9 protein-coding genes are annotated in these 24,999 nt (G+C 34.7%); all 9 read right to left on the bottom strand.

Going from position 1 to position 24,999, the window contains the following annotated elements:
• Positions 1–6: 6 nt before the first annotated feature.
• The 9 genes from HPY57_10025 to HPY57_09985 all read right to left on the bottom strand — a co-directional run bounded on the left by HPY57_10025 (position 7) and on the right by HPY57_09985 (position 24,916).
• Positions 7–1,140, bottom strand: a complete 1,134-nt coding sequence (locus HPY57_10025) for a cystathionine gamma-synthase (GenBank protein ID NPV12116.1) — start codon at positions 1,138–1,140, stop codon at positions 7–9.
• Between the two features lie 95 nt (positions 1,141–1,235).
• Positions 1,236–2,306, bottom strand: coding sequence for an adenosylmethionine decarboxylase (gene speD / locus HPY57_10020; GenBank protein ID NPV12115.1), 1,071 nt, complete (start codon positions 2,304–2,306; stop codon positions 1,236–1,238).
• Positions 2,307–2,360: 54 nt separating this feature from the next.
• Positions 2,361–3,293 carry a methionyl-tRNA formyltransferase gene (locus HPY57_10015; GenBank protein NPV12114.1) on the bottom strand — a complete coding sequence of 311 codons (933 nt, stop codon included), beginning with the start codon at positions 3,291–3,293 and terminating at the stop codon, positions 2,361–2,363.
• A complete protein-coding gene (locus tag HPY57_10010) occupies positions 3,290–5,725 on the bottom strand; it encodes a T9SS type A sorting domain-containing protein (protein NPV12113.1) in 2,436 nt (811 codons plus the stop codon). The genes HPY57_10015 and HPY57_10010 overlap by 4 nt, the downstream gene beginning before the upstream one ends.
• A 49-nt stretch (positions 5,726–5,774) precedes the next feature.
• The gene (locus HPY57_10005) at positions 5,775–8,984 is read right to left on the bottom strand and encodes a T9SS type A sorting domain-containing protein (protein NPV12112.1); all 3,210 of its coding nucleotides are present in this window, start codon (positions 8,982–8,984) and stop codon (positions 5,775–5,777) included.
• 14 nt (positions 8,985–8,998) lie between these two features.
• Complete coding sequence (locus tag HPY57_10000) at positions 8,999–11,788, bottom strand: T9SS type A sorting domain-containing protein (protein NPV12111.1); 2,790 nt, start codon at positions 11,786–11,788, stop codon at positions 8,999–9,001.
• Positions 11,789–11,806: 18 nt separating this feature from the next.
• On the bottom strand, positions 11,807–13,813 hold the full coding sequence (locus tag HPY57_09995) for a M20/M25/M40 family metallo-hydrolase (GenBank protein ID NPV12110.1): 2,007 nt from the start codon (positions 13,811–13,813) through the stop codon (positions 11,807–11,809).
• Between the two features lie 15 nt (positions 13,814–13,828).
• Positions 13,829–16,660, bottom strand: coding sequence for a S8 family serine peptidase (locus HPY57_09990; GenBank protein NPV12109.1), 2,832 nt, complete (start codon positions 16,658–16,660; stop codon positions 13,829–13,831).
• Between the two features lie 96 nt (positions 16,661–16,756).
• Positions 16,757–24,916, bottom strand: a complete 8,160-nt coding sequence (locus HPY57_09985; protein ID NPV12108.1) for a T9SS type A sorting domain-containing protein — start codon at positions 24,914–24,916, stop codon at positions 16,757–16,759.
• Between the last annotated feature and the right edge of the window lie 83 nt (positions 24,917–24,999).

The following is a 24,999-nucleotide window of genomic DNA, read 5'->3' as shown; positions in this document are numbered from 1 at the left end:
ACCTCTCTATTTTAATGCTTGTTCAAGATCATTTAGCAGGTCTTCAATATCTTCAATTCCAACAGATAATCTGATTAAACCATCGGTAAGACCATTTTTTTCTCTGATTTCTTTTGGTATCGAAGCGTGAGTCATAGTCGCGGGATGGCAGACAAGGCTTTCAACACCGCCTAGACTTTCAGCGAGTGTGAAGACTTGAAATTTATAAATAATATTTTTAGCAGTTTCAAAATCATCTACTTCAAATGAAACCATTCCACCAAATCCACGCATCTGTTTTTTTGCGATTAAGTGCTGAGGATGAGATTGTAGACCTGGATAAAAAACTTTTCTAACTTTTGGATGTGAATTCAAAAACTCGGCAATCTTAATTGCATTCTGGTTATGTCGTTCCATTCTTACTGCCAAAGTTTTAACAGATCTTAAAAGAAGCCAGCTGTCAAAAGGTGAAAGTACAGCCCCGATTGCATTTTGAATAAATTTTAATTTCTCGTAAAGTTCATCAGAATTAAGTATTAAAATTCCTCCAAGCAAATCACTATGACCGCCTAAATATTTTGTCGCACTATGAACTACAATATCTGCCCCCAGCTCAAGAGGATTTTGGAAATAAGGACTCATAAAAGTGTTGTCGACGCTCAGAATCAAATTTTTAGATTTACAAAGATTTGAAATCTCTGCAATATCGCTTATTGCCAGAAGTGGGTTTGTTGGGGTTTCGATGTGAACAAGTTTAGTATTTGGTTGAATTGCTTTTTCAACATTTTCAACTTTTGTCGTATCAACGAAAGTGAAAGTAATTCCGAAATTTGTTAGAACTCTCTCAAATAAACGATATGTTCCACCGTAAACGTCGTTAGAAACGATGGCGTGATCACCATTCTTTAAAAGATTTGACATTGCGTGAATTGCTGCTAATCCACTTGAGAAAGCGAGTGCATATTTGCCTTTTTCAAGAGTTGCAATATTTTTTTGAAGTACATCTCGAGTTGGATTCCCTGATCTTGAATAAACATAACCTTTGTGTTTACCAATTTCCTCTTGATAAAAAGTTGTGGTAAGGTGAATTGGTGGAATTACAGCGTTGGTTGAAGGATCAGGTTTTTGTCCACCATGAATTGCGTCGGTTGAAAAGCCCATAACTCTACTCGAATTTTTTATGATTAAATGAATTTGAATTCATTGCAAAACAAATTTACGAAAATTGATTTGGCCATTAAAAAAGATGAAACCCTCTACTTTAATACATCAGCAAAAACCCAGCGTTCACAATAACTTCTTAAAAAATGGAGGGAGTAATTTACTTGTTTGAAATGCTTCTTTAATAGTTTTTGTACAAGTCGGAGTGTTAATTTGTCATATTCAGAACCAACCTGGAATGTCGCTATACCTTTGGGGTTAAGTATCCTTGAGATGTGGTAGAAAACATCATTTAAAAACTTTTCACGTTCAACTTTAATAAATGATTCAGGATGCATAGTTAAATCATAAAGTAAAACATCGTACTTATCTCTTGTTGATTGAAGATATTGCAGTGCATCCTGAATAAGTAAATTTACTCTCTTATCATTAAAGGAATTACCACAAATTTTCTTTAAATATTTTTTCGAAACTTTAATTACTTCTTCATCAATTTCGACGAGTGTAACTTTTTCAGGATTGTGTTTTAATAGAAAATTCAAAAGTCCACCATCACCACCACCAAGTATCAAAACATTTTTTAGCTTTTTCTTTTTTTGAAGTACAGGATCAATCATTGCATGACTATAATGTTCAGAGTCCACCTCAGAAATTTGTAAATCTTTATCCAAAAAAAGCATTCGCCCGAAATGTTCATTTTCAATAACATCAATAAATTGATAGGAAGATTTATTAGAATAAAGAATTTTCTGAATATGATATTTAACCTCAAAACCATATTCTGACCTGGACGTTAACCAATCATCCTGTTTGAATTCAATTGGGTTGCCTCTTGTAATTTCTGCAATTTTAACTGAAGTAGGTTTTAGAGCTTTTTGTAGATATTCAATCAATTTAATTTGTTTGCTCGGATGGGAACAGGTAAAAACATCAAGCGAAAGATGACCTGCTTCGGGGTAAGTATGCAAACCAATGTGACTTTCAGAGATAATTGCAAGAAGAGTTACACCCACTGGATTAAATTTATGAGTAATGATTTTCTCAAAATGCAGTCCCGAATATTCAATTGCATTTCGAATAATTTGCTCTAACTTCTGAGGGTCGTTTAAGAAAGTCTTATTGCACTCAATAAACTCTGCGATGTGTTGTGTGCCTAATGGATTCATTTCACTTGCAAATTTAAGAAAGCTTAAAATTTATCTCTAATTTTTTTAATGATTTCAAAACGAAAATTTCTTGTATTGATCAATTAAATTTTTATAACCTAATAAAAATTCTTTTGCACTCATTTTTTTTCGAGATTCAGGCTGTAATTCAAGAATGGAAATTTTATAATCTGATGTGCTTACAAGAATTTCGTCATTTTTAACTTCTATTACTCCAGCTTCTGCATCTGAATTTTCATTCGTAAGTTTTGTTTTGTAAATCTTAATTAATTTATTCCCGAGATATGTGAATGCTGCAGGAACAGGCGAAAGTCCTCTAACCAAATTGTGAATTTGTTGCGCTCTTTGATGCCAATTGATTTGACAGATTTCCTTAGTAATCTTTGGAGCCCGTGTAGCTTTTGAATCATCCTGAACCTTCAAATTATATGAACCGTTTTCAATCAATTTAACTGTCTCAATTACGAGTTCAGCGCCAATCTGCGCAAGTTTATCGTGCAAAGTCTGGAAATAATCTTCATCATCAATTAGAACTTCTCTTTGCAAAATTATATTTCCAGTATCAACTTTCTCTTGAAGAAAAAAGGTTGTTACACCAGTTACTTTTTCCCCATTAATTAATGCCCATTGAATAGGTGCAGCACCACGATACTTTGGCAGAAGTGATGCATGAAGATTAAAGGTACCAAACTTTGGTAGAGTGTAAACTTCTTTAGGAAGAATTCTATAAGCAACTACAATTCCCAAATCGGGATTTACTTCTTTAAGCTGATGAAAAAAATTCTCATCTTTTAATTTTTCTGGCTGAAGAACTTTTAAATTTTTTGAAAGAGCAAACTTTTTTACTGGTGATGGTTCAGGCTTTAAACCTCGCCCTTTCTCTTTATCGGGAACAGTTACAACTGCAGATATTTCATATCCATTTTCCAACAAAGCATTTAGAGAAGGAATTGCAAATTCTGGTGTGCCAAAAAAAATTATTTTCATTTGATATAGTTTAGTTTCTTCAGCTCTCTATGAATTAAATTCTTCTTTAAATCCTGAATGATCACTTCACAAAAATACAAACCTGACGAAACTTTTTGTTCATTAAATTCAACTCTGAATTCGTTATAACCAGAAGTTGCAACTTTTGAATTGTGACTTACCAATTCACCGAGCAAATTATAAATTCTAATCTCTGCGAAAAATTTATTGTCTTCACCGACTTCTTGAGGAATGTAAATTCTGATTTTAGTTGTAGAATTAAATGGATTAGGAAAAACTTCACTTACGAAAAAGTTTTCTTTCTCTTTTTGTGCATTAGAAAGTTTATCTAAAATCTCAAGATAGAATTCTTTATTCTTCGTGAGATCGATTGATATTCTTTCGTCACTTTTAACTAATAATTCTTTCCCATCCAGAAAAATAATTTTCAAATACACATCATTAAATGATTTGTAATTTAATATCGCTGTAGAACTCTCACTTTGAATTCGAACCAATCTTCTTTCAGATTTAAACATCACATTTGTATTATCATCAAATCTAATATCAAAAATATTTGAAGGAGGCAGAGGCGGTAATTCTAAAAATTCTTTATTAACAACTTTATCAGTAACAAATAATCTCATCGAATTATTTTTGTCTGAAATTTCAATTGAAGCAATTTTCTCAATCTCAAAATCTTCATTTATGTTGCCCCTTACCAATCCAGAAAGATTCAAAATAATTTCACCAGCTGATGCTGACTTTATCCAGTATCCCTTTCCTTTTGTGATTTGGCTAGATGTCTGATAACCTGCATTGTATTCATAAAATGGAGAAGTTAATATTCCAGGAGGATTAGTCTGAATTGAAGTAACAGGGATTATACCATTTAATCCACCGACCAAATTCCAGCCGGCATTAATTGGAATTGTGATTTCATTTAAGTTCAAACCTTGTATTGTAACATTTTGAGCAGCAGGGAATTTTAACCAATATCCCCTTCCGACTTCAAGTGTATCTACTTTCTGATAACCGTTTTGATAATTATAAGCATAAGAATTAGAAGCAGGGAATAAATCTTTGTAAAACATATTTTGTTTTTTCAAAGGAACAGAAAGCAAATTCCAACCTTCAGTTAATGAGAAAGAAGTTGTTGGTAAAGTTTTAATTGTATCTTGAAAGATTGCAATCCAGACACTTCTCTGATTATTTTCCAACCTTGTCCATATTGGATAAACCTTACCATTTAGTGCGGTAATTCCAGTGTAATCACCAAAAAAGATTGATGAAGTTGGAGTAAATGGCGATTGAGATATTTTAAATTCTGTAAAAGTTTCTCCTCCATCAGTGGAGCGTGCCAGATATACATCTGTTCGATTATCTGTATAAGTTCTTCTATCGTAGTAGACGAAATAAAGATAGCCCGTGGCAGGATCAACTGTCATCCAGGTAAAGAACTGATGTGTCTGAGTATTATCTTGATTTACTTTTTTTGGTTGACTCCATGTATTTCCTCCATCAGTAGACTTTACAAGGAAGATATCTGTATTGTTAGTTCCGTTTCTCTGATCTGACCAATTAACATAAATCGTTCCTCGATAAGGTGAATTACTTATATCACAAGCAGTTACGGGAAGTCCATTACAGCGATATATTCCAGGAACATTAAAGTCCCAGCCTCCTGGAATTGAGGTAATAACTTTATCAATTCCCCAGCTTAAACCGCCGTCAGTTGATTTATCAAAGACTAATCCAAGAGGACCAGCCCAAGCAAGATAAACTTCGCCATTGGGTCCAATGGCTGGAACTGCTCCTTCAACTGTATTGTCCTCATCTATACAATCTCCGCCTTTATCACTTACTCTCACGGGAGCAGACCAAGTTGCTCCGCCGTCGGTTGATCTCGAAAATAAAATTCGTGAGCTATCTTGTGGGTTCGAACTTCCATAAGAGTCAAATTCTGTCCAGGCCATATAAATATTATTTCGGTATGAGCTATTTGTCCAATCGACTGCCAGCCATTCTTTATCTTGATTTCTAGTTGGTGGATTGTAACCAATTCCAACACCACTCGACCACGAAATTCCTTTATTTGTTGACTTCTGAACAACAATTCTATCTATCCAATACCCACCACTTGATGGATTTGATAAATGTCCAAAGTAACAATGTCCATTCAAATCAAAAACTACACATGGATCACCCCAAACACCAAGCGGTGATGATAGATTTCCTTGAAACCATGTATAACCTCCATCTGTGGAGTAATAGTAATAACGAATGTTCGCACCTGCGACAAGATTCAGTGTATCGAGTGGATTTATTGCAATGCTTGTCTCATTTGGATCCGTGCTTGATGGTTGACTCACTCTGATATTTGGAAATTGCGCAAAAACAGTTGAAGCAATTACAGAGATTAAAAAGATAATTTTTTTCATCTGTACGACCATAAATTGTTTTTAAAATATTAAAGCCCCAACAACTGGGGCTTTATTAAGACTACTTAAGTAGAATCATTTTTTTCACATCAGTGAATTTATCTGTGATTAATTTGTAAAAATAAATTCCGGATGAAAGATCAGTTCCATCGAATTTTATTGTGTGCTTACCTTCATCCAACTCAGAGTCAATAACTGTAACAATTTCATTTCCTAATACATCATAAATCTTTAATTTCACATTCGTTCTTTCCGGTAATGTGAATGTAATATAAGTTGTTGGATTGAAAGGATTCGGATAATTCTGACTTAAATTAAAAGTATAGACAGGTTTATTCAATTTCTTAATAATAATCTTATCAATAGGTTGACTGATAATTGCTTCATTATTTTTAGTTAATATTTCACTTGTTAGTTTACCATTCAGTGCATCTTCAATTTTATAAATTGAGTTATCATCGACGAGCTTAATTCGAATTGGTGGAATAAGTCCTGACAAAATTATTATCTGTGAATTCTCAATTCTTGAGTTGAATGACTGATCTTCAAATCTCACATCAAAAACATTTGATGGTGGAACTGGCGGTAATTCATAACTCACATAATTATCTGAAGTCTCGATTTTCAATCTGCTTGTTTGTCCATCACCATTTATGAAGATTAAATTACCATAAATTACATTTTCTGGGTTTTCTTTTACATAAACAGAATTCATTGTAAGAGTTCCATTTTGTGAGCTCTTTATCCAGTAAGCCTTTCCTTTTTGCAATTGATTTACAGGGACATAACCATTTTGATATCCATATATTTGGCTTTGAATAATATTTGGTGGATTAGTTGTCAAACTTGTAACTGGCACACTTCCATTAACAACACCGACCAGATTCCAACCTTGTTTAAGATTGATAGTAAGTGATTGTAAATCCTGACCTGAAAGAGTATGTTCATTATCACCATTAAATTTCAACCAGTAACCAACTCCATTCTCGAGTGTGTCTTTCATTATATACTGATTATTAAACGCGTAAGCTGATGAAACTGCTGTTGGGAACAAAACATTTTTTCTAAAATCATCTACAACAAGTGGAACAGAAACCAAATTCCATCCGGCTGTAGTTGAAAATGTTGATGTAACAACATTAGAAGTTGGCTGATAACTTTTTATAACAATATCATCAATATACCATCCATCCTTAGTCACTGAACCATCAGATTTCAACAAGAATTGAAGTTTGATGTTATAACCAAGAAAATTCGATAAGTCCATTTCTTCTTTAACCCAGGTCGATTGCGTTCCATCATAACCAGGTTCGCCCGCTGGTTGAGCACCTTTACCAGCACCTGCTTTAGTATATTTACCACTGAGCGGTATCCAGGTTGAACCATTGTTTGTTGAAACTTTTACTTGAGCAAAATCCCAGCCAGCTTCAATATCCCACTTTGTCCAGAACTCAAGCATTGCTGCATTTGATTGAGTGAGATCAATTGATTGACTTGAAATAATATAAGTATTGGCATTGTTTGGATAGGAACCAACTGGCGAGTCTGTCATTGAATTAATCGGTGATTGATAAGTTGATGTTGTTAGTCCCCATGTATTCATTAATTGCCAATTTGTAGTTCCCGTTTCAAAATTATCCGCGAAAACTTGTGTTGGCTGACCAACTAAAATTGAAGTAGTATCTTTAATCAATACGGTCCCATTGATTGAAATCTTGGCAACGATTTTATGTTTTGTTCCATTTTGAACATTGTTAGCGACTTTAATTAGTAATGGATTCGATTGATTTGTTTTAGATGTGCGTGCTGGTAAAGTGTCTAATTGAATTAATGAATTTCCTATTAAAGTTAATTGAGGTGAAAGGGATTCAAATTGGAGACTAACATTGTATGCATTCCCTAAACCTTTATTTTTTAATTCAATCACAAATTGAACAGTATCTCCATTTTTAATATATCCTGAACTTGAAATAATGTTTTTTGATGCAATAGAAGGATATTCCCCAACTATCCATGTATAATAAAGGTTAGGTCTTAAATTTTCTATTGCAAGTGGAAAAATTCTAGATTGACTGGGCCAGAAACCATCAGATGAACTGCCAACCTCTGGAGTCATTGCAAAAATTTTAGGTCTTATACTTACAGGTTCACCATCGTACATATAATCATCCGAATTTCCACGAGTTGAATATCCAACAGTTTGTTGATCAGTCCCGTAAACATAACCGTTAAAGTCAGTCATATCTCTGGCGAATTCTCTGAAAATAAGTGAGTCGGGAGTTTCTCTGCTTAGTGCACCATAAGGATAAATCAAAAGATTACTATAAGTATGATAATTCAAACAGGCTTTAATTCCTTTTGTTAAAAGGAAGTCACGGATCGTTGCTGTTTCTGGTTCGCTAAATGGTGCAGTTCCACGATATGTATCAGAACTTGGAGTAGTAGATGAACCTCCATTTGGTGCATCCCAGTAAGCATAAGGTCCATAATTGCGATTTAAATCCACACCAAAACTTCCGCCATTATTTCTTCTGTTCTTTCTCCACATTCCACCGCCGTTAGGATTTGTGGTTCGATTATACTCATATCCGTCAGGATTCACTACTGGTATAAAGTAAATTTCTCGGTTATTTACGAGATAAGTAACTTCAGGATCAATTCCATACTTTTCAAGAAGATAATACATATAATAGAGAACAGTCATCATTCCTTGTGGTTCTCTTGCGTGATGAAGAGCTGTATAAAGAACCTGAGGTTCATTTTCATTTAAATCAGGATTATCCGAAATTTTAACCATCCAGAGTGGCCGGTTTTCAATTGAATATCCAATTGTCTGTTTTTCTGTAATTAAATTTGGATAAAGAATTTTCATTGAATCAAGTTGATTTACAACTTCATTAAAAGTATAAAATCCCCCCATCGAACCAAATCCAAAACCTTTAATACCATATTTTTCTTTGAAGTAATTCTCCTCCACTTTCTCCAGTGATTTCATATGGTTATAATATGCATTCCAATCTGGAATTACTATTTCAAGATTTAAACCAGCGTTTTGAATTAACTTTATTTCATCATAAGAGACCCAAATTTCAGGTTTATCAATATTCTTTGGATCAAGTTGACAATCTATATCAACACCAGTTTCAATTAATTTATTTAGATCTGAAAGATTGTTAATATAGATTCTTACTTTTGCATATTTTCCAGATTGGGCGAAAATTAAATTAACGAAAAGTAATAAAACCAAGATGATAATGTTAATTCTTTTCATATTCAACCTACATTTTATTTAATGTAAATACATTTAATTCTTTGAGTTGAAGATTTAAAGTTTATTTCAACAAAATAAACTCCCGCTGACATCCCATCAAACAAAAATCTTTCTGTGTAAACACCCGGTTGTGTGAATTCTCTATCTAAGTTCAAGAGCCTTTGTCCCAATGAGTTTATTAAAGAAAATTTAACATGTCCAGATTCGGGTAATTCAAAACGAATGTTGGTTTGTGAATTAAAAGGATTAGGATAATTTTGATATACTTTAAATGTAGATGGAATTCCCTCAAACTCTACTTTTAATTGCTCAACCGGTTTACTCAAAATAAGTGGTGATGATGAATTTAGATAATAACTTTCATTATTTAATTCGTCCACCAATATTAGCTGTTTGAGACTATTTACAGCACCAACTAATTCTATTTTTAATGGATAAACAATTGATTGCAATTTTATATAATTCGATTCACCATTTCTGCTGAGCAGACAATCATCAATAAATCTAATATCACTTACTGAGTAAGGTGGTGAAGGTGGCAATTCAAATTTTTCTTTATTGAAATTTTCGTCGGTGAAGTAAAGAGTTTGCTTATACCCATTTGCATCGCTGAAAACTAATTTAGTCAAACCTTCATCGAACTGACTTTTGGTTATAACATTCTTCGCAGTTGTGTTGAAGTTAATTACTCCGTTCTGTGAAGCCTTAACCCAATATCCTTTCCCGACATTTAGTGTGGTTGAAACTACATAACCATTTTCAAATCCATAGAACGGTGTTAGAATTATATCAGGTGGTGTAGATGTAATATTAGAGACATTGACATTTTTATCGTAAACACCAATCATATTCCAGCCTGTTTTTACCTGTACACTATTGATTGTGGATGCACTGCCGCATACAGGGATTGATTGACTTGACGAAAATTTCAACCAATAACCTCTACCTAAGAGCAGAGTGTCAGAAACAAAATAACCATTTGAATAACCATAAGCTGGTGAAATTGCTGTTGGAAAGAGTCCAGATGTCGAGAATATATTTGAATTCAATGGGACTGATAAAATATTCCAGCCTTCATTTACATTAACTTCCCGACAAAGTGTTGTTGTTTGTGTAGTAGTTGCACTTTTTAAGACTATATCATCATTAGGATCAAATGTTAGACTTACTGGTTGACGATTAAACATAAAGCTAAAAGTTTGATTATTTCGATCATTAAAAACTCTAATCAATGTATCAGGACCAGAACTGAACGATACTTTTATAACAATTGGCATCTTAAAAAATACAGTGTTTGTCTGAGTTTGTTTAGCTGTAAAAGATACGAACCAATTACCATTTCCTGCCGAAGAGATGCTGTAAGTATTTTGATAAATTGGATGATTAGGAGAGTATATCCATTCGTTAAAGAACCAGGATAAATCCTGATTGGTCACTTCATTTACAAGATTAACGAAGTCTGCAGTTGTAATTGATTTAAACTTATATCTTAGATCTGTTGCGTAAGACTTAATTAAATGGAAGAAAGTGGAATCACCAAGTGTATATCTTAACATATGTAAAACACAAGCACCTTTAGCATAAGTAATCGCATAATTAAATAAAGTATTTATATCAGGAGTTGTAATTGCCCATTGAGGATTATAAATAGGCCAGCCTGGATTTCCAGACATATAAGAATTTTTATCCGAATTGATATCAGATTTATAAGCTGAGTAACCTGAAGTATATTCATACCATAAAGCTTCACAATATGTCGCAAATCCTTCATTCAACCAGATATCAGCCCAGGTTGCGCAAGTAATCATGTCTCCAAACCATTGATGAGCAAATTCGTGAGAGATTAAATTTTCACTCCAGCAATTCGGACATAAACTTGTAAGCGTTTGGTTTTCCATTCCTCCCCAAGAAAATTGACTGTTCAATGTAGCGAAACCATTTTTTTCGAAAGGATGTTCACCAAAAAGATTAGAATAATGATTTATCATCTGAAGAACTTTGGGTTTTATCGACGCAACTGATTCATTTGGATTGTAATAAAATCTAATGGGTATTTGCTCATTTGTTGAAGGTTTTGTCCAGTAAATAATATCAAGTTTGTAACTCACCCTTGCTGAAATAACCATTAAATAGGTAGCAATTGGATCTCTGCTTATCCAATTATAATAAATTGTATCACCAACTTTTATCGAATCTGCAAGTCTGCCATTTGACCCTAATAAAACATTGGCTGGGGTTTTTGCTTTCAAATTCCAGGTTGCTTTATCATATGGTTTATCCCAGCATGGGAACCAATTTCTCGCACCTTCTGGTTCACAATCAGTAAAAACAAATCCACCTGAAACATAAAATGCACCGTCACTTACATTCTGATGCCGATATTTTACTTGAACCTGAAATATTTCTCCAGGCATATAAGTTCGATTTAAATTTATATTTAATACATTTGAATTATGAGTGAAGTTAACTCCCGCCAGACCAACTCCATCAATAATCAGTGAAGAATTAGAGGCATCAAGTTTAACAGAATTTATTGTTGAATCTGCTTTAATTGTGATAACTTCAATCCCACTAAAATTTTTAGGATACGGGCTTAAAAAACAATTATAAATATCTATATCTAACTTATAATCAAGCACATCAAAGGAATGAGTTGGTGGTGGACTCATTAAATTAAATTGGACCAGACTTTGCTGATTTATTTTCTTTTCATAACAATATTTTGAACCTTTTGGAATTTGAATCTCTTGAGAAAAAAGATTGGAAATCAAAATAAAATTTAGCAGTAAAAATAGATGCTTCAATTTTACTCCTTTCTAAATTTATTTTACAAGCAACATTTTTTGTATAAGTCTTTGTTGACCAAATTTAAGTTCATAAAAATACAAGCCAGATGAAAGCTTGCTGCCATCAAACTGCAATGAATGGAAGCCACCATCAAGTTTTTCATTTATTAATGATTGTATCAACTGACCTTGTAAATTATAGATATTTACTTCAACCAGACCATCAGTTGGTAAATAAAACTTTATCTGTGTTGTTGGATTAAATGGATTAGGATAATTCTGATATAAGATCAATTGTTGCGGTAAAGAAATTCTTTTTAATTTAATTAAACTTACATTTTCATCCAGTAAAATTCTTTCGTGAGGAGATAAAATCAATTGTTTTTCAATACCAGAACTATTATAACTTATTAACAAAGGTTCTGTTTTATTCGATCTCAACTGAAGCGTTAATGGATTATTGCTGTTTATGTTAATAATCTTTTCATCTTCGCCTGTTTGTTCAACAAATGAATTATTTGAAAATCTAACATCAAAACTTCCAGCAGGTGGGACAGGCGGAAGTTCAAATTTTTCCTTATCTGTATTAAAAGACAGTAAGTAAAGTTTCATTGTTTTTTCATTGGAGATAAAATTCAATTCATAATCATAATTTTTAATCTCAAAAGCTGCATCGTCAAATATTTTGGTAAAACTACTAACAAGATTTATATAACCATTCTGAGAACATTTAACCCAATAACCTTTACCTGGATTTAAAACATTAGATGGTGAATATGAACCATTATACTCGTAGAATAAACTAGAGATGATATTCGGTGGCTGTGTTGATATTGATGAAGTAGAAATATTGCTGTTCAAGGTACCAATTAAATTCCAACCTGCTTTAACCGGAATCTGCAATTGATTAACTAATTGTCCCTGTAATTGGTGTGATTGTGCCGCATTAAATTTTAACCAATAACCTTTGCCAATATTCAATGTATCTGATATGACATAAAAATTATCATACGAATAAGCGTAAGATACAGCACTTGGGAATAAGACAGATTTTCTTCCATCTTGAGGTTTTATAGGAATAGAAATTAAATTCCAGCCCGAAGAAGTAAACAGATTCACAATATTGGCAGATTGTATTTGAGCATATTCAGCGGCTGTTGCTGCCGTAACTTTTGCGATCTTAGTCGCATAATCCATATTCAGATATTGAAATTTATCATTAACAGTATGATATCTTGGATTGAATTCTAAATCATATTCAATAACTAAAATTGCACCATAATTTTTCTGTTGAAAACTGTAATGATCACTGTAAGGTTGAGATGCAACTGTTCTCGGAGTAAGATTTACACCATACTGATAAATATTATTAATCCACTCATTTGCAATTTGTGATGTATTAGCAACGCTGTTAGAATGAACATCGACCATTCCATCGTTATTTGCGTCATATGCAGTCATATCAAGATTAATCACACCAATAATTGAATCATTTCTATTTCTTGCCTGCGTTGCATAATAATTACTTCCAATTAAACCCTGCTCTTCCTCATCGAAGCAAATAAATTTTATTGTATAATTAAAATTATATTGAGAAAATACTCTCGCAAGCTCTAAGACCGTTGCTGTTCCACTGGCATTATCATCGGCTCCAGGAGCAGTCGTACCCGAAGGCATATCATCATAATGTGCACATATTACAAAATATGCCTGAGAATCATTTAGTCCTTGCTTCGTCGCAATTACATTTTTACCAGTAGAACTGAAAGATTCATACTGAACCTGTAAACCATAAGATTGAAATTTTTCATAAATAAACTGTGCTGCCTTATCATTACCGGGTTGATTCTTATGTCTTGACACAATTGTATATGGTGCACCTCCAATTACACAAGATGTATCTCCTGACAGCTGTCTGATGAACAATGATAAACTATCTTTGTTTACTTTATTTACTAATTGAATTATCTGAGGTGATTGACCATAAACCGAAAATGTAAAAATTAGGATGAAGATTAACGATTTGAAAATTCCTCTAAACATTTTAGTCCTCAACACTTATTTAAGATATATCATTTTTTTAGTTGATATGTAATCATTTGTTTTTAACTGATAAAAAATAATGCCTGAACTTAAAGCAGAAATTTTACTCATATCAACTTTAACTTCATAAAGACCCTCTTCTTTTTGTTCATCAATTAAAGTTGCAATTTCTTCGCCAATCAAATTAAATAATTTCAAAGTTACCCTTGTTTGTTTTGGAATCTGAAATTTAATATTAGTTACTGGGTTAAAAGGATTGGGATAATTCTGATATAATTTGTAAGAGATTTGTTCTCGAACCGTTTTAATTTTTAAGATATTGCCAGTTAATTCATTGATTGTTATAGAGCCACCAGGCATCAATCTACCAATTACTTGATTTAATACTGGATCAATTAACTCAACTTTTAATTCCGATTTTGGTGAGAGACTGACAGTTAATGGATAATTTATTCCCTGCAATTGAATAAAATCTTCTCCATTCTCTGAATAAACTCTGGAATTCGAGAATCTTACATCAAATATTGCTGATGGAGGAACTGGAGGTAACTCACCTTCAAAATCCAAATTCCTTAAATATAATTCAGTTTGATTATTCGAATTATCTTTAAATACTAATTTGTCTGGAACATCATTAAAGAAATTACTTGAATTCAGACTGCTTTTTGAATTTAAATTTAGAATCAAATAACCATTCTGACTTACCTTAACCCAGTACCCTTTCCCCTTTTCAATCTGTGGTGAATTAAAATATCCGCCATTGTAACCGTAAAATGGAGTAGATATAATTCCTGAAGGATTACTTATAACTGAATATACAGGTATGTTTGAATTAAGTGAACCTATTAAATTCCATCCAGCTTTGACAGGAATTGAAATTCCAGTTAAGGGTGTCCCGCTAATCGTATAATTTTTAGACGAATTAAATTTTAACCAGAAACCATAACCACTGATTAGAGTATCTTTCGAAATATATCTTCCATCATAAAAATATGCGTTCGAAATTGCATCTGGGAATACACCATTCAAGAGTAAATTTTGATTTTGAACAGGTATAGACATTAAGTTCCAGCCTGATGAAACATTCACACTTGCAAAACTTCCAACTCTAAACTCCAATAGTTCTTGTGGTGCACGCTTAGGATAATTTTTAATGACCTGACCATCAGCTGTTTTCGCCTGAATATAGTATTTATAAACAGCTGATTGACCATTTCCAGGAATAAAAGCATAAAAGGTATCACCGGGAGCTTCATTCATCAAAATTGAATCTGCAATGACACCTCTTCCCCAATATAATTTAACAGATGCTGGGTCAATTCCGAGTCTTGAAGTAATCTTAACTGCAATTCGATAAGGACCATTTAGGTTAGTAGAATCGTTTGGCGGTGTATGAGAAAAATTAATATTAAAATAATTGACTGCATTAAATGCATTTAAAATGCCCCATCCATATTCTCGATTTGGTGATGAAGCATTGTTAGCTGTATTTCTCATTGCATCACGAACTTGCATTGGAGTTAATGATGGATTTTCACTTAAAATCAAAGCGGCAACTCCTGCAGCAAGTGGACAAGAAAATGAAGTTCCGCTGGCAGATGTATAGCCATTATCTGAATAAGGACTTGCGACTCTAACTCCGCTCCCCATTGCCATTACATCTGGTTTTACTCTTCCGTCTACTGTGTTTCCAACAGAACTAAAAGAAGCTCTCGAACCAGAAGAAGTAACTGCACCTACTGCTATTACACTATCACCATCAGCAGGGGCAACTAAAGTATTTCTCGTTGAATTATATCCTTCGTTGCCGGCTGAGTTTACAACTACAATTCCCCTTTTTACTGCTAAATCTGCTGCAATTGTTATTGGAACTGTATTGCCATTCATATCCATCCAGCTATAACTCGGATATGGTGGATCAAATTCAAGATAACCAAGCGATGTGCTGGTAACATCTACACCGATGCTGTCAGCCCACTCAAGTGCTCTAATCCAATTATCCATTTCAATTGGAGTTTCACTTTCTGTGTTTTCGGTTTTAGCAAGAATATAAGTTGCACCAAACGCAGGACCGATCAATTGACCATCCTTAAATCCACCAATAGTTGAAAGAGTTTGAGTTCCATGACTTCCTTCACCCATTCCACCCTGTCCATCACCTACATATGGACGATTGTTAACAAAGTCCCAGGTTGCAATGATATTCATAGTTTGAAAAGCTTCGTGAGACAATCGATTGAAACCAGCATCCATTAAACAAATTCTAACACCCTGTCCATAATTACCAGTATTGTGAACAGCTACAACATTAATTTGTTGATTTTGAGTTAGAGATGAACCATAATTGAAGCCAGTAAGATTCTCTACTTCAATGGGTGGTTGAGGAAACTCATCTCCTTCGGTTTGAGGTTCAGGTGCTTTCCTAAACCTTTCAACAAGTTCAATTTCTTTAATGAAAGGAAAATTAATCAATTCATAAATCTGGTTCGGATTGACAATTGCACTAATAGAATTAAACCATCTTGATGGATGTTTTATTTCCAGTACATAATCTTTTATCTGATTAATATAATTTGAATTTACAGGTAAGTCTTGATAATCGATTAAATTATTTTCTGGTAAAACTTTTCTTCTTCTTTCAAGTGAAATTTTACTTACAACAAGCTCGGGATTTAAATAGAAACGTTCAAGATTATCACCTTTATCTGTGAAGTATATCCATACTTTTACTGGTTCAGAATTATTATTTAGTTCAAGATAATTTTTTAAGTATTTCCCAATTTTTTCACTTCCAACTAAATCTGATACAGTTAGGAATAATAACAGATAAAGAAAAATTTTTCTCATTTTCAGCTTACCTATATTAATTAAACATTAATACGAAAGCCCGAATTAACGGGCTTTCGTTAAAAAGAACCATTGCAAGTAACCAATGATTCGTGATTACTTGATTAGCAACATTTTCTTAACTGTGCTGAATTTACCAGCATTAACTTTATAGAAGTAAACACCGCTTTGCAATCCAGCTGCATCGAAATTCACTTCGTGATAACCTTTCTTCAAATTGCCACTCAGAAGAGTTGCGACTTTTTCACCGACAACATTAAATACTTCAATTGTTACATCGGCATCTTCAGGCAATCCAAATTTAATCTTTGTCGATGGATTGAATGGGTTCGGATAGTTTTGATAAACTACGAATTTGGTTGGTACACCTTCAAATTCCTCGTCAACGCCTGTGAACTTTACAAGTCTTAATCTTATTGAATAAACACTATTACTTCTTACAGAATCACCACCAGCACCATAAGCCCATACCGCCCATTGACCAGTTACTGTTGTATCAACTGGATAAGAAGGTTTAGAGAAAATATTAAACAGCTCATATTGTCTTATTGTAAACAATGAATCAGCACCACTATTATTTGAAGGTGTATCAAGCATAAATGGTGGAATTGTTGGAACTCCCATTCTCAGTCTGTAAGATACTGCATTCTTTGCTTTGTACCATCTAAATGTTATGACTGTAGAATCATTCTGTCGAGCTGTTACTAAGGCGTTGTTGATTGGTCCAAATAGGTTAAATGTACCTAGTGCTGAACCCGGGAAGTAATTCAAAGTTACTTTAAGTTTGTTCAATGTAGAGTCAAACACTACTACCTTTGCAGTTCCGCTGACAGTTGTATCGAAACCAGGAGTAAATGATTCGAATCTTGCTGTCACATCATTTGGCAGGTAAACATTAATTTCTATTACAGGACCAGAACCTTTCTGGAATTTCAATTCATGTACTTTGATGCTTGGTACATTTGTTCGACCTGTTCTATAATCATATGCCAGACCTTGACCCAACTGCAAGCCAATGTCATCACCTATAAATCTACCATCAAGTACACCAGCTGGAGGAGCTGGCGGTAATTCTTCCTCACCAAATTGAGCATCAATACCATCTGTTGCTTGAGGATCAAGACCAAACCTTAATAATCTGCTCTTATCAACATCAGTAATAACCATTGGAAGATCTACTAATGGAAGAGTATGTGGTGCTGCTGCAACCTCGAAAGTTCCATCTGTTTCATCATACTTGGTAGGATCACTTTGTGATTCTATTCTAATCTTATATTGATTTCCTAATGAAGCATCATTTGGAACCTGAACAGCAAATACACCATTATTTGGAACGTTGCTTGCTAATTCCATATATGTATTACCACCATCAGAAGAAACTTTAATTTTTACTCTGTTATCAAATTCATAAGACTTCCACACAATTAACTGCCATTGTCCACGATAATATTTTTCACCGCCATTCGGGCTCAAAACAGTAACTGTTCCTGGAATAGGTCCAAATTCGTGAATCTTATAACCGAATAATCTATGTGGAACTCCTTGAGAGCTACCACCAAGAGTTATAGTATTGGGCTCATACTGATCAGTTACCCATAAACCACCACCAATTGCACCATCTGGTAAAATACCTGTAACATCAATACTATCAAGTCTTTGACCATTGGTTGGATTAAGTTTATAAAGAACTTTTGGATCAGTATCTGTTCCACCACTAAAGACCCAGAGATATGGACCACCAGGACTTAATGTATCATATGCATTACCAGACATTCCAGTAAATCCATGTTGAGCAGCTGGTATTGTATATAAAGTTGCACCAGTTCTGCTAACAAGGACAATATCCGTTGACCAATTAGCTACCCAGAAAGCGTTTTGTGCAGCGTTATAAGATATACCACGCACCGCAATCGGCGATGTAAACGCAGCAGTTGCAGCAAAGGTAGTTCTATCAATTCTATAAACGGTTGTAGAGTTATTACTACCATACAAATATTGACCATCAAATGCTAAGTCTCTAAAACCACCGCTTGGTAATCCTGTCACATTAAACGAATCGATTTGTGTACCGGATTTATTTACTCTAAATATTTTAGGTTCATTCCATCTTGTGATATAGAAATATTCTCCATCGAATTCTGAACCATAGAGTGAATAAACAGTTGGAGCTAATGCAGAAATATCGTAATTAAATTGTAATTGAGGTCCAGGAACTCCAGTGCTAATCGTAAAGACATTATCACTTACATCAAAGACTGCTGGATTTGAAGCATCAGATACTTTAACCAAGCATTGATTAGATGGAGTATTTGGAATTACCCAGTTATATGTGCCGAGAGTTCCTTCAACTGATTTATTCGAAGTTTCAGCATCATTTGCATTATTTAATTTATTTGCAAGAGCTGGAACTGTTGCAATGTAATTCCAGCTTGCACCATTATTGGTCGAATACTCAAGCTTTACATTTTGTACTGCTTGTGCATTCCAGACAATTTGTCTTGTAGAACCAACAGTCCAATTCTCACCACCATTAGGAGCAACAACTACAACTTGAGGTGTAACTGGTCCTCTAAAGTATTTCACTACATATCCGTTTGCACCAACAGCGTAACCTACTGCATTCTGCCCACCAAGGCTTTTGAAATGCAAGTGATAAAGCGATTGTGTAGCAGTAAAGCCAGTCGACCAATTTGTACCATGATCGCTTGAATAATAAACAAATGTGTTTGAAGTGAACCAATATTCGTTTTCACTAACTGAAGTCATTCCTAAAATATTTCCAGTTGCCGGTGTTGTTATTGAAATCCAGCTATTACCACCATCTGTCGAGCGGTTAGCAGTTCCGGTTGCAGAACCAACAACACCTTTCAATGCATTACCAAATGCAACTGAGTAACTATTTACAACTGTTGTGGGTGCATAAGTCCAGGTTGCACCGCCATCTGTAGATTTATATACTCTTGAATTATTTGTACCAAACCACAATGTATTACCAACATTCCATCCACTGTTATTCCATCCATATTCACTGCCTGCCTGAGGAACTGTAGCAGCAGGTGTCCATGTAAATCCACCATCAGTGGTCTTTAATAACGTCCAGTTACCACCAACAGGATCACCCTGAGCAAATCCGTTCATATCATCAAACATTATGATTACATTAATGAAACCACCTGGAACAGTCACAACATTCTGCCAGGTCTGACCGCCGTTTGTTGTAATGTGGATTACCGCGTCAGAAGTTCCATTTGTTGCGACTAGAGCTTTATCTGCACTCACTCCACAAATTACATGAGCATCAACCGCACGAGGTGGAGTTACTGTCTGCCAGGTTGCACCACCATTTGTTGTTTTAATAACAACACCACCAACACCTGTCGCCCAGGCAACATTAGCATTAACTGTCGATACGCTATAAAGTGTAGCTGTTGTTCCACTATTTTGCACAATCCAATTTTCACCTATTACACCTTCACTTATTGTGAACACATTATCACTTTCGTCATATACTGCAGGATTAGATGCATCCGATACTCTCACTTTGCATTGAGTTGATGGAGTATTAGGTATTGTCCAGGCATAAACACCTAAGTTACCTTCAATAACACCATTCGGATCTTTTGGAGAATATCCATCAAGTTTAACTTTTTTGACTTTTGCAGCAGGAACTGTCGCAATATTAATCCATGTTGCACCATTATCTGTTGTATATTCAAGTTTAACATTAGAAATTAGTTGTGCATCCCAGATAATGTTCTGTGTTGAACCAACGGGCCAGTTTTCACCACCATTCGGTTGAACCACATGAACTGATGGTTGTTGAATTTGTCTTCTGTACTTAATTACCAATCCACCAGCACCTACAGCCCAACCTGCTGCAGCTTGTGCTTCAGTTAAAGTTGGAACTAATGACAAATGATAAATACTTGAAGCCGAGCCATAACTCATTGTCCAGTTATTTCCACCGTCAGTTGTTTTCCATACACTTCCACCTGCGGCTACAAAGAATTCATTATTATCAACTGTAGAAATACCAGTGACATCTGCACTTGTCGGTGAGGTAATTGAGAACCAGCTGGCTCCACCATTTGTTGATTTATTAAGTATACCTGAAGCGAATCCAGAAAGTCCATTTAAATTACCATCGAAAGCTACAGCATAAGCATTTGCTGAAGTAGTTGGTGCAAATGACCAATTTGTTCCATTGTTAGTTGAATAATAAATTCTGGAATTATTTGTACCAAACCACATATAACCTGATTTATCCCATCCAGAGTTATTCCAGCCATATTCACTACCTGCCTGTGGTACTGTCGCCATTGATGACCAGTTTAAACCACCATTTGTTGTCTTGAGTAATACCCAGTTACCACCAACGGGATCACTTTGAGCCCAACCATTATCATTATCAATAAACCTAATTACATTTAAGAAGCCACCAGCTATTGTATAAACATCTGTCCAGGTTTGACCACCATTAGTTGTCATATGAATCTTTGCATCAGATGTACCACTTGTTCCTACAAATGCTTTATCTGCACTAAGTGCCCAGATTACATAAGCATCAACTGCTCGTGGAGCAGTAACTGTTTGCCAGGTCTGACCGCCATTTGTGGTTCTAATCACAACACCACCAGCACCACAAGCCCAGGCAACATTTTCATTTACTGCGCTTACTGAATACAATTCAGCTGTAGTTCCACTATTTTGAACAACCCAACCTTCTGACATTGGTGCAGAAATAGAAAAGAAATTATCGCTGACATCGAATACAGAAGGATTATCATTATCTGAAACTCTAACCAAGCATTGATTCGATGGAGTATTTGGCACAACCCATGAGTAGGTTCCTAATGTGCCTTCAATTACTGCATCAGGATCTTTTGGATGTTTACCTGAAAGTTTTACTTTACTTGCTGTATAAGCTGGAACTGTTGCAATGTAATTCCAGCTTGAACCACCATTAGTCGAATATTCTAATTTTACGTTATTAATTCCACTTGCATTCCAGACAATTTGATATGTTTGCCCGACAAATAAGTTTTCACCACCATTTGGTTGAACAACTTGAACCATTGCCGGGGCTGCAGTATAAGTTAAGGTTATTTTTAACTTGTTCAATATTCCTGGATTTGGAACGGTAAATTTACCAGCACCATTCATTGGTACATTAACTAATGCACCACCGAAGAAATCCTGTAATAAACCGGTTACATTTGGTGGTAAATACCAGAATAATCTTAATGAATCTCCACTTCCAACTTGATATTGAATTTCATGAATTTTATTTCCAGCAAATGTACTACCACCTTGCCTATAATCTCTCAAAGTACCCTGTCCAAGTTGTGGAATACCAATATCAGTACCTACAAATCTTCCATCAAATACACCGGTTGGCGGTGGTGGTGGTAATTCAGCTTCTCCAAGAGCTGGATCAAGTCCATCAGTTGCGCTTGGATCAATTCCATAGAACAATCCAACAGAAGAATTACCATCACTAATTACAAAAGGATTATCTAAATAGACTAACTTTGTACCCTGAATTGAGAAAGTACCGTCAGTTTCATCAAAAATTGTTGGATTTGCTTGACTTACTAATTTCAATTTCCATTGATTGCCTTCTGGTGTATCGAAACCAATATCTCCACCATATACTCCAGTATTATCCAAACTATCCTCAAGCAATATCCAATTTGCACCTCCGTTAGTTGAACCATACAAATCTAATTTACCAGGAACATTTGACAACCACGCCATTACGAAATTAGAACCTCTTTTCAGAACTTCACCACCGTTTGGATATAAAATTTTAATTTGACCAGTAACCGGCGGTGTATAGGTATAAGTATAAGTTATTTTTAATTTATTATATAATGACGGATTCTCAACGGTGTAGGAACCACTCCCTGTCATTTGAACATCAATAATAGAACCTGTTACTAAATCTTGTAATCTACCGGTTACATTTGATGGTAAATCCCAGTAAAGAGTGATTGGATTACCATTAAGTCTTGCAACCTGACTTACCTGATATTTTACTTCATGAATCTTTTGTCCATTAAACTCATTTGTACCCTGACGGAAATCTTTATATGTTCCATTACCCAATTGTGGAACACCAATATCTTCACCAATTAATCGAGCATCAAATACTGTTGCAGGAGGTACAGGTGGTAATTCATATTCACCTAAATTAGAATCAAATCCATCGGTTGCTGTTGGATCTAATCCCGTTCTTAAACTCTGCGCAAACATTCCATCCGTCACAACAATTGGGAAATTAACCTGTGCATTTGTTGCAGAAACTATACTGAATGGTCCATCACTTACATCAAATGGATTTGATTGACCAGCAGCTCTTATAGCTATTAAACCATTATTGGTTGTAATTTCAGGAGTTGTTGTAGAATAAAATCCAGTATTAGCTACATTCAAAGCCAATGGTTGGAAGTTTAGTCCACCATCAAGACTTACAAGAATATCAACATTTCCATTATAATTTTGCGATTTCCATACAATAATTTCTTTTGAATTTGTATTGAATACTTCACCACCATTAGGATGAACAACTGTGATAGATGGTTGGAGTGCAGCACCTCCAATTCTGTAACCATTAATTAAGTGAGGTGTACCTTGGTTAAGCACTCCTAAAGTAATTGAACCGGGAACAACCTTATCAGATACAAATACGCCACCTCCAATTGCACCTTCAGGCAAATGATGAGTAATTAAGAAGCTGTCAACCTTAGAACCAGATGATGCAAGAATCTTATATAGTATCTTTTCATCAGTTGCACTTCCGCCATTTAAAACCCAGATAAATGGTCCGCCAGCAGTTAAAGTGTCATAAGCTATTCCAGACATGCCTGTCAGACCATGGGAAGCTGCGGTGATTGTTTGTAAAGTTGTTCCAGTACGACTTACTAATCTTAAATCTGTACTCCAGTTACATACCCAGAAAGCATCATTAGCTTTATCATAAGCTATTCCTCTAACTGAAATTGGTGAAGTAAATGCAGTTGTTGCATTGAAAGTTGAAACATCTATCTGGTAAACAGTTGTCGTAGTTGTACTTCCATACAGGTATTGTCCATCCCAGGCAAGATCTCGTAAACCTGAAGTTGAACTTATTCCATTTATAGTAAATGAGTCAAGTTGAGTTCCTGTCTTATTTATTCTATAAATTTTATTTTCATTCCATTTAGATACATAGAAGTAATTTCCATCAAACTCCAAGCCATAAAGCGAAACACCCCCTGGATATAATGATGAGACATTATAGGTGAAGTCTTTTGGAAGTTCCTGAGTTACACTTACAAATTTTCGCAGTGTATCATTTTGTGGATTTAAGTCACCAGATAAATTGGTATAAGCAGTCACGACATAATTACCCGCATTTGCTGGTACCCAGGCAGGTAAATCAATTGTAACACTTTCACCACTGTTTAATGAACTAACATTAACTGTCTGGGTATATCCACCTGGTTGAATAGTAAATGTTGCCTGAAATGCACCAGTTGGATTAGCTCCAAAATTTTTTACTACAAATTGAGGTGTTGTGCCAAGAGTTGTTTCAATACTTTTGGGTTTATTTATTGCAGCAATCCCTGCATCCAATGCAACTGGAGTTTCAACATATACGCTATCAAGATAAAATCTATATTCCTCTAATTCTTTGTATCTAAAAGCAATATAAATATTCTGTCCTGCTAGAGCATTTAACGGTATTTGAAATAATTCAGGAGTAGTTCCAGCAGGCATAATCGTAGTTATATAATTGTAACCAGTTGGAGGAACCCCACCTGTCGTAGAATAATAAATTTCTACAGAGTCGAAATAAGAAGTTGATTGTCTCTTTGCATAAAAGTTTAGAAAGGCACCGGGATTTACTTGAAATTGGGGAGTTACTAACCAATCATCATTGCGCAAAGTCGAGCTTTCCCATCTTACTGCGGCTGATGCTGTTCCAAAAATTGGGCTAGTTGTATACCTTATCCAGGTATTAGTACCTCCATCTAATTGGTGAACCGCCCAACCCGTAGGTGGAAATGTTGTTCCCTCAAATCCTTCTGACCAATTAATAACTCCTAAGGGTTTATAATTAACCGTAGCCGGTATAGAAAATTTCGTAACTCCAGCTTTTTCTAATTCCTGCTTATAATTTGGATTTGAGGTAAAGAAACTCTCAGCATACTGGCTGTATGCCATTGTGAAGAAAGTTACTAAAAGAACAAGTGATAAAATTACTCGTTTCATAGACTCTCCTTTTTTGCTTTTTATTGTTAATCCCGTGCATTCAAATTGAATGCACGGGTTATTAACTGAAATATCTTTACATA

The organism is Ignavibacteria bacterium, from assembly GCA_013177855.1.
Classification (GTDB): domain Bacteria; phylum Bacteroidota; class Ignavibacteria; order Ch128b; family Ch128b; genus Ch128b.
Note: the sequence above shows the minus strand (reverse complement) of the source record. Positions and strands in the feature narration are given on the sequence as shown.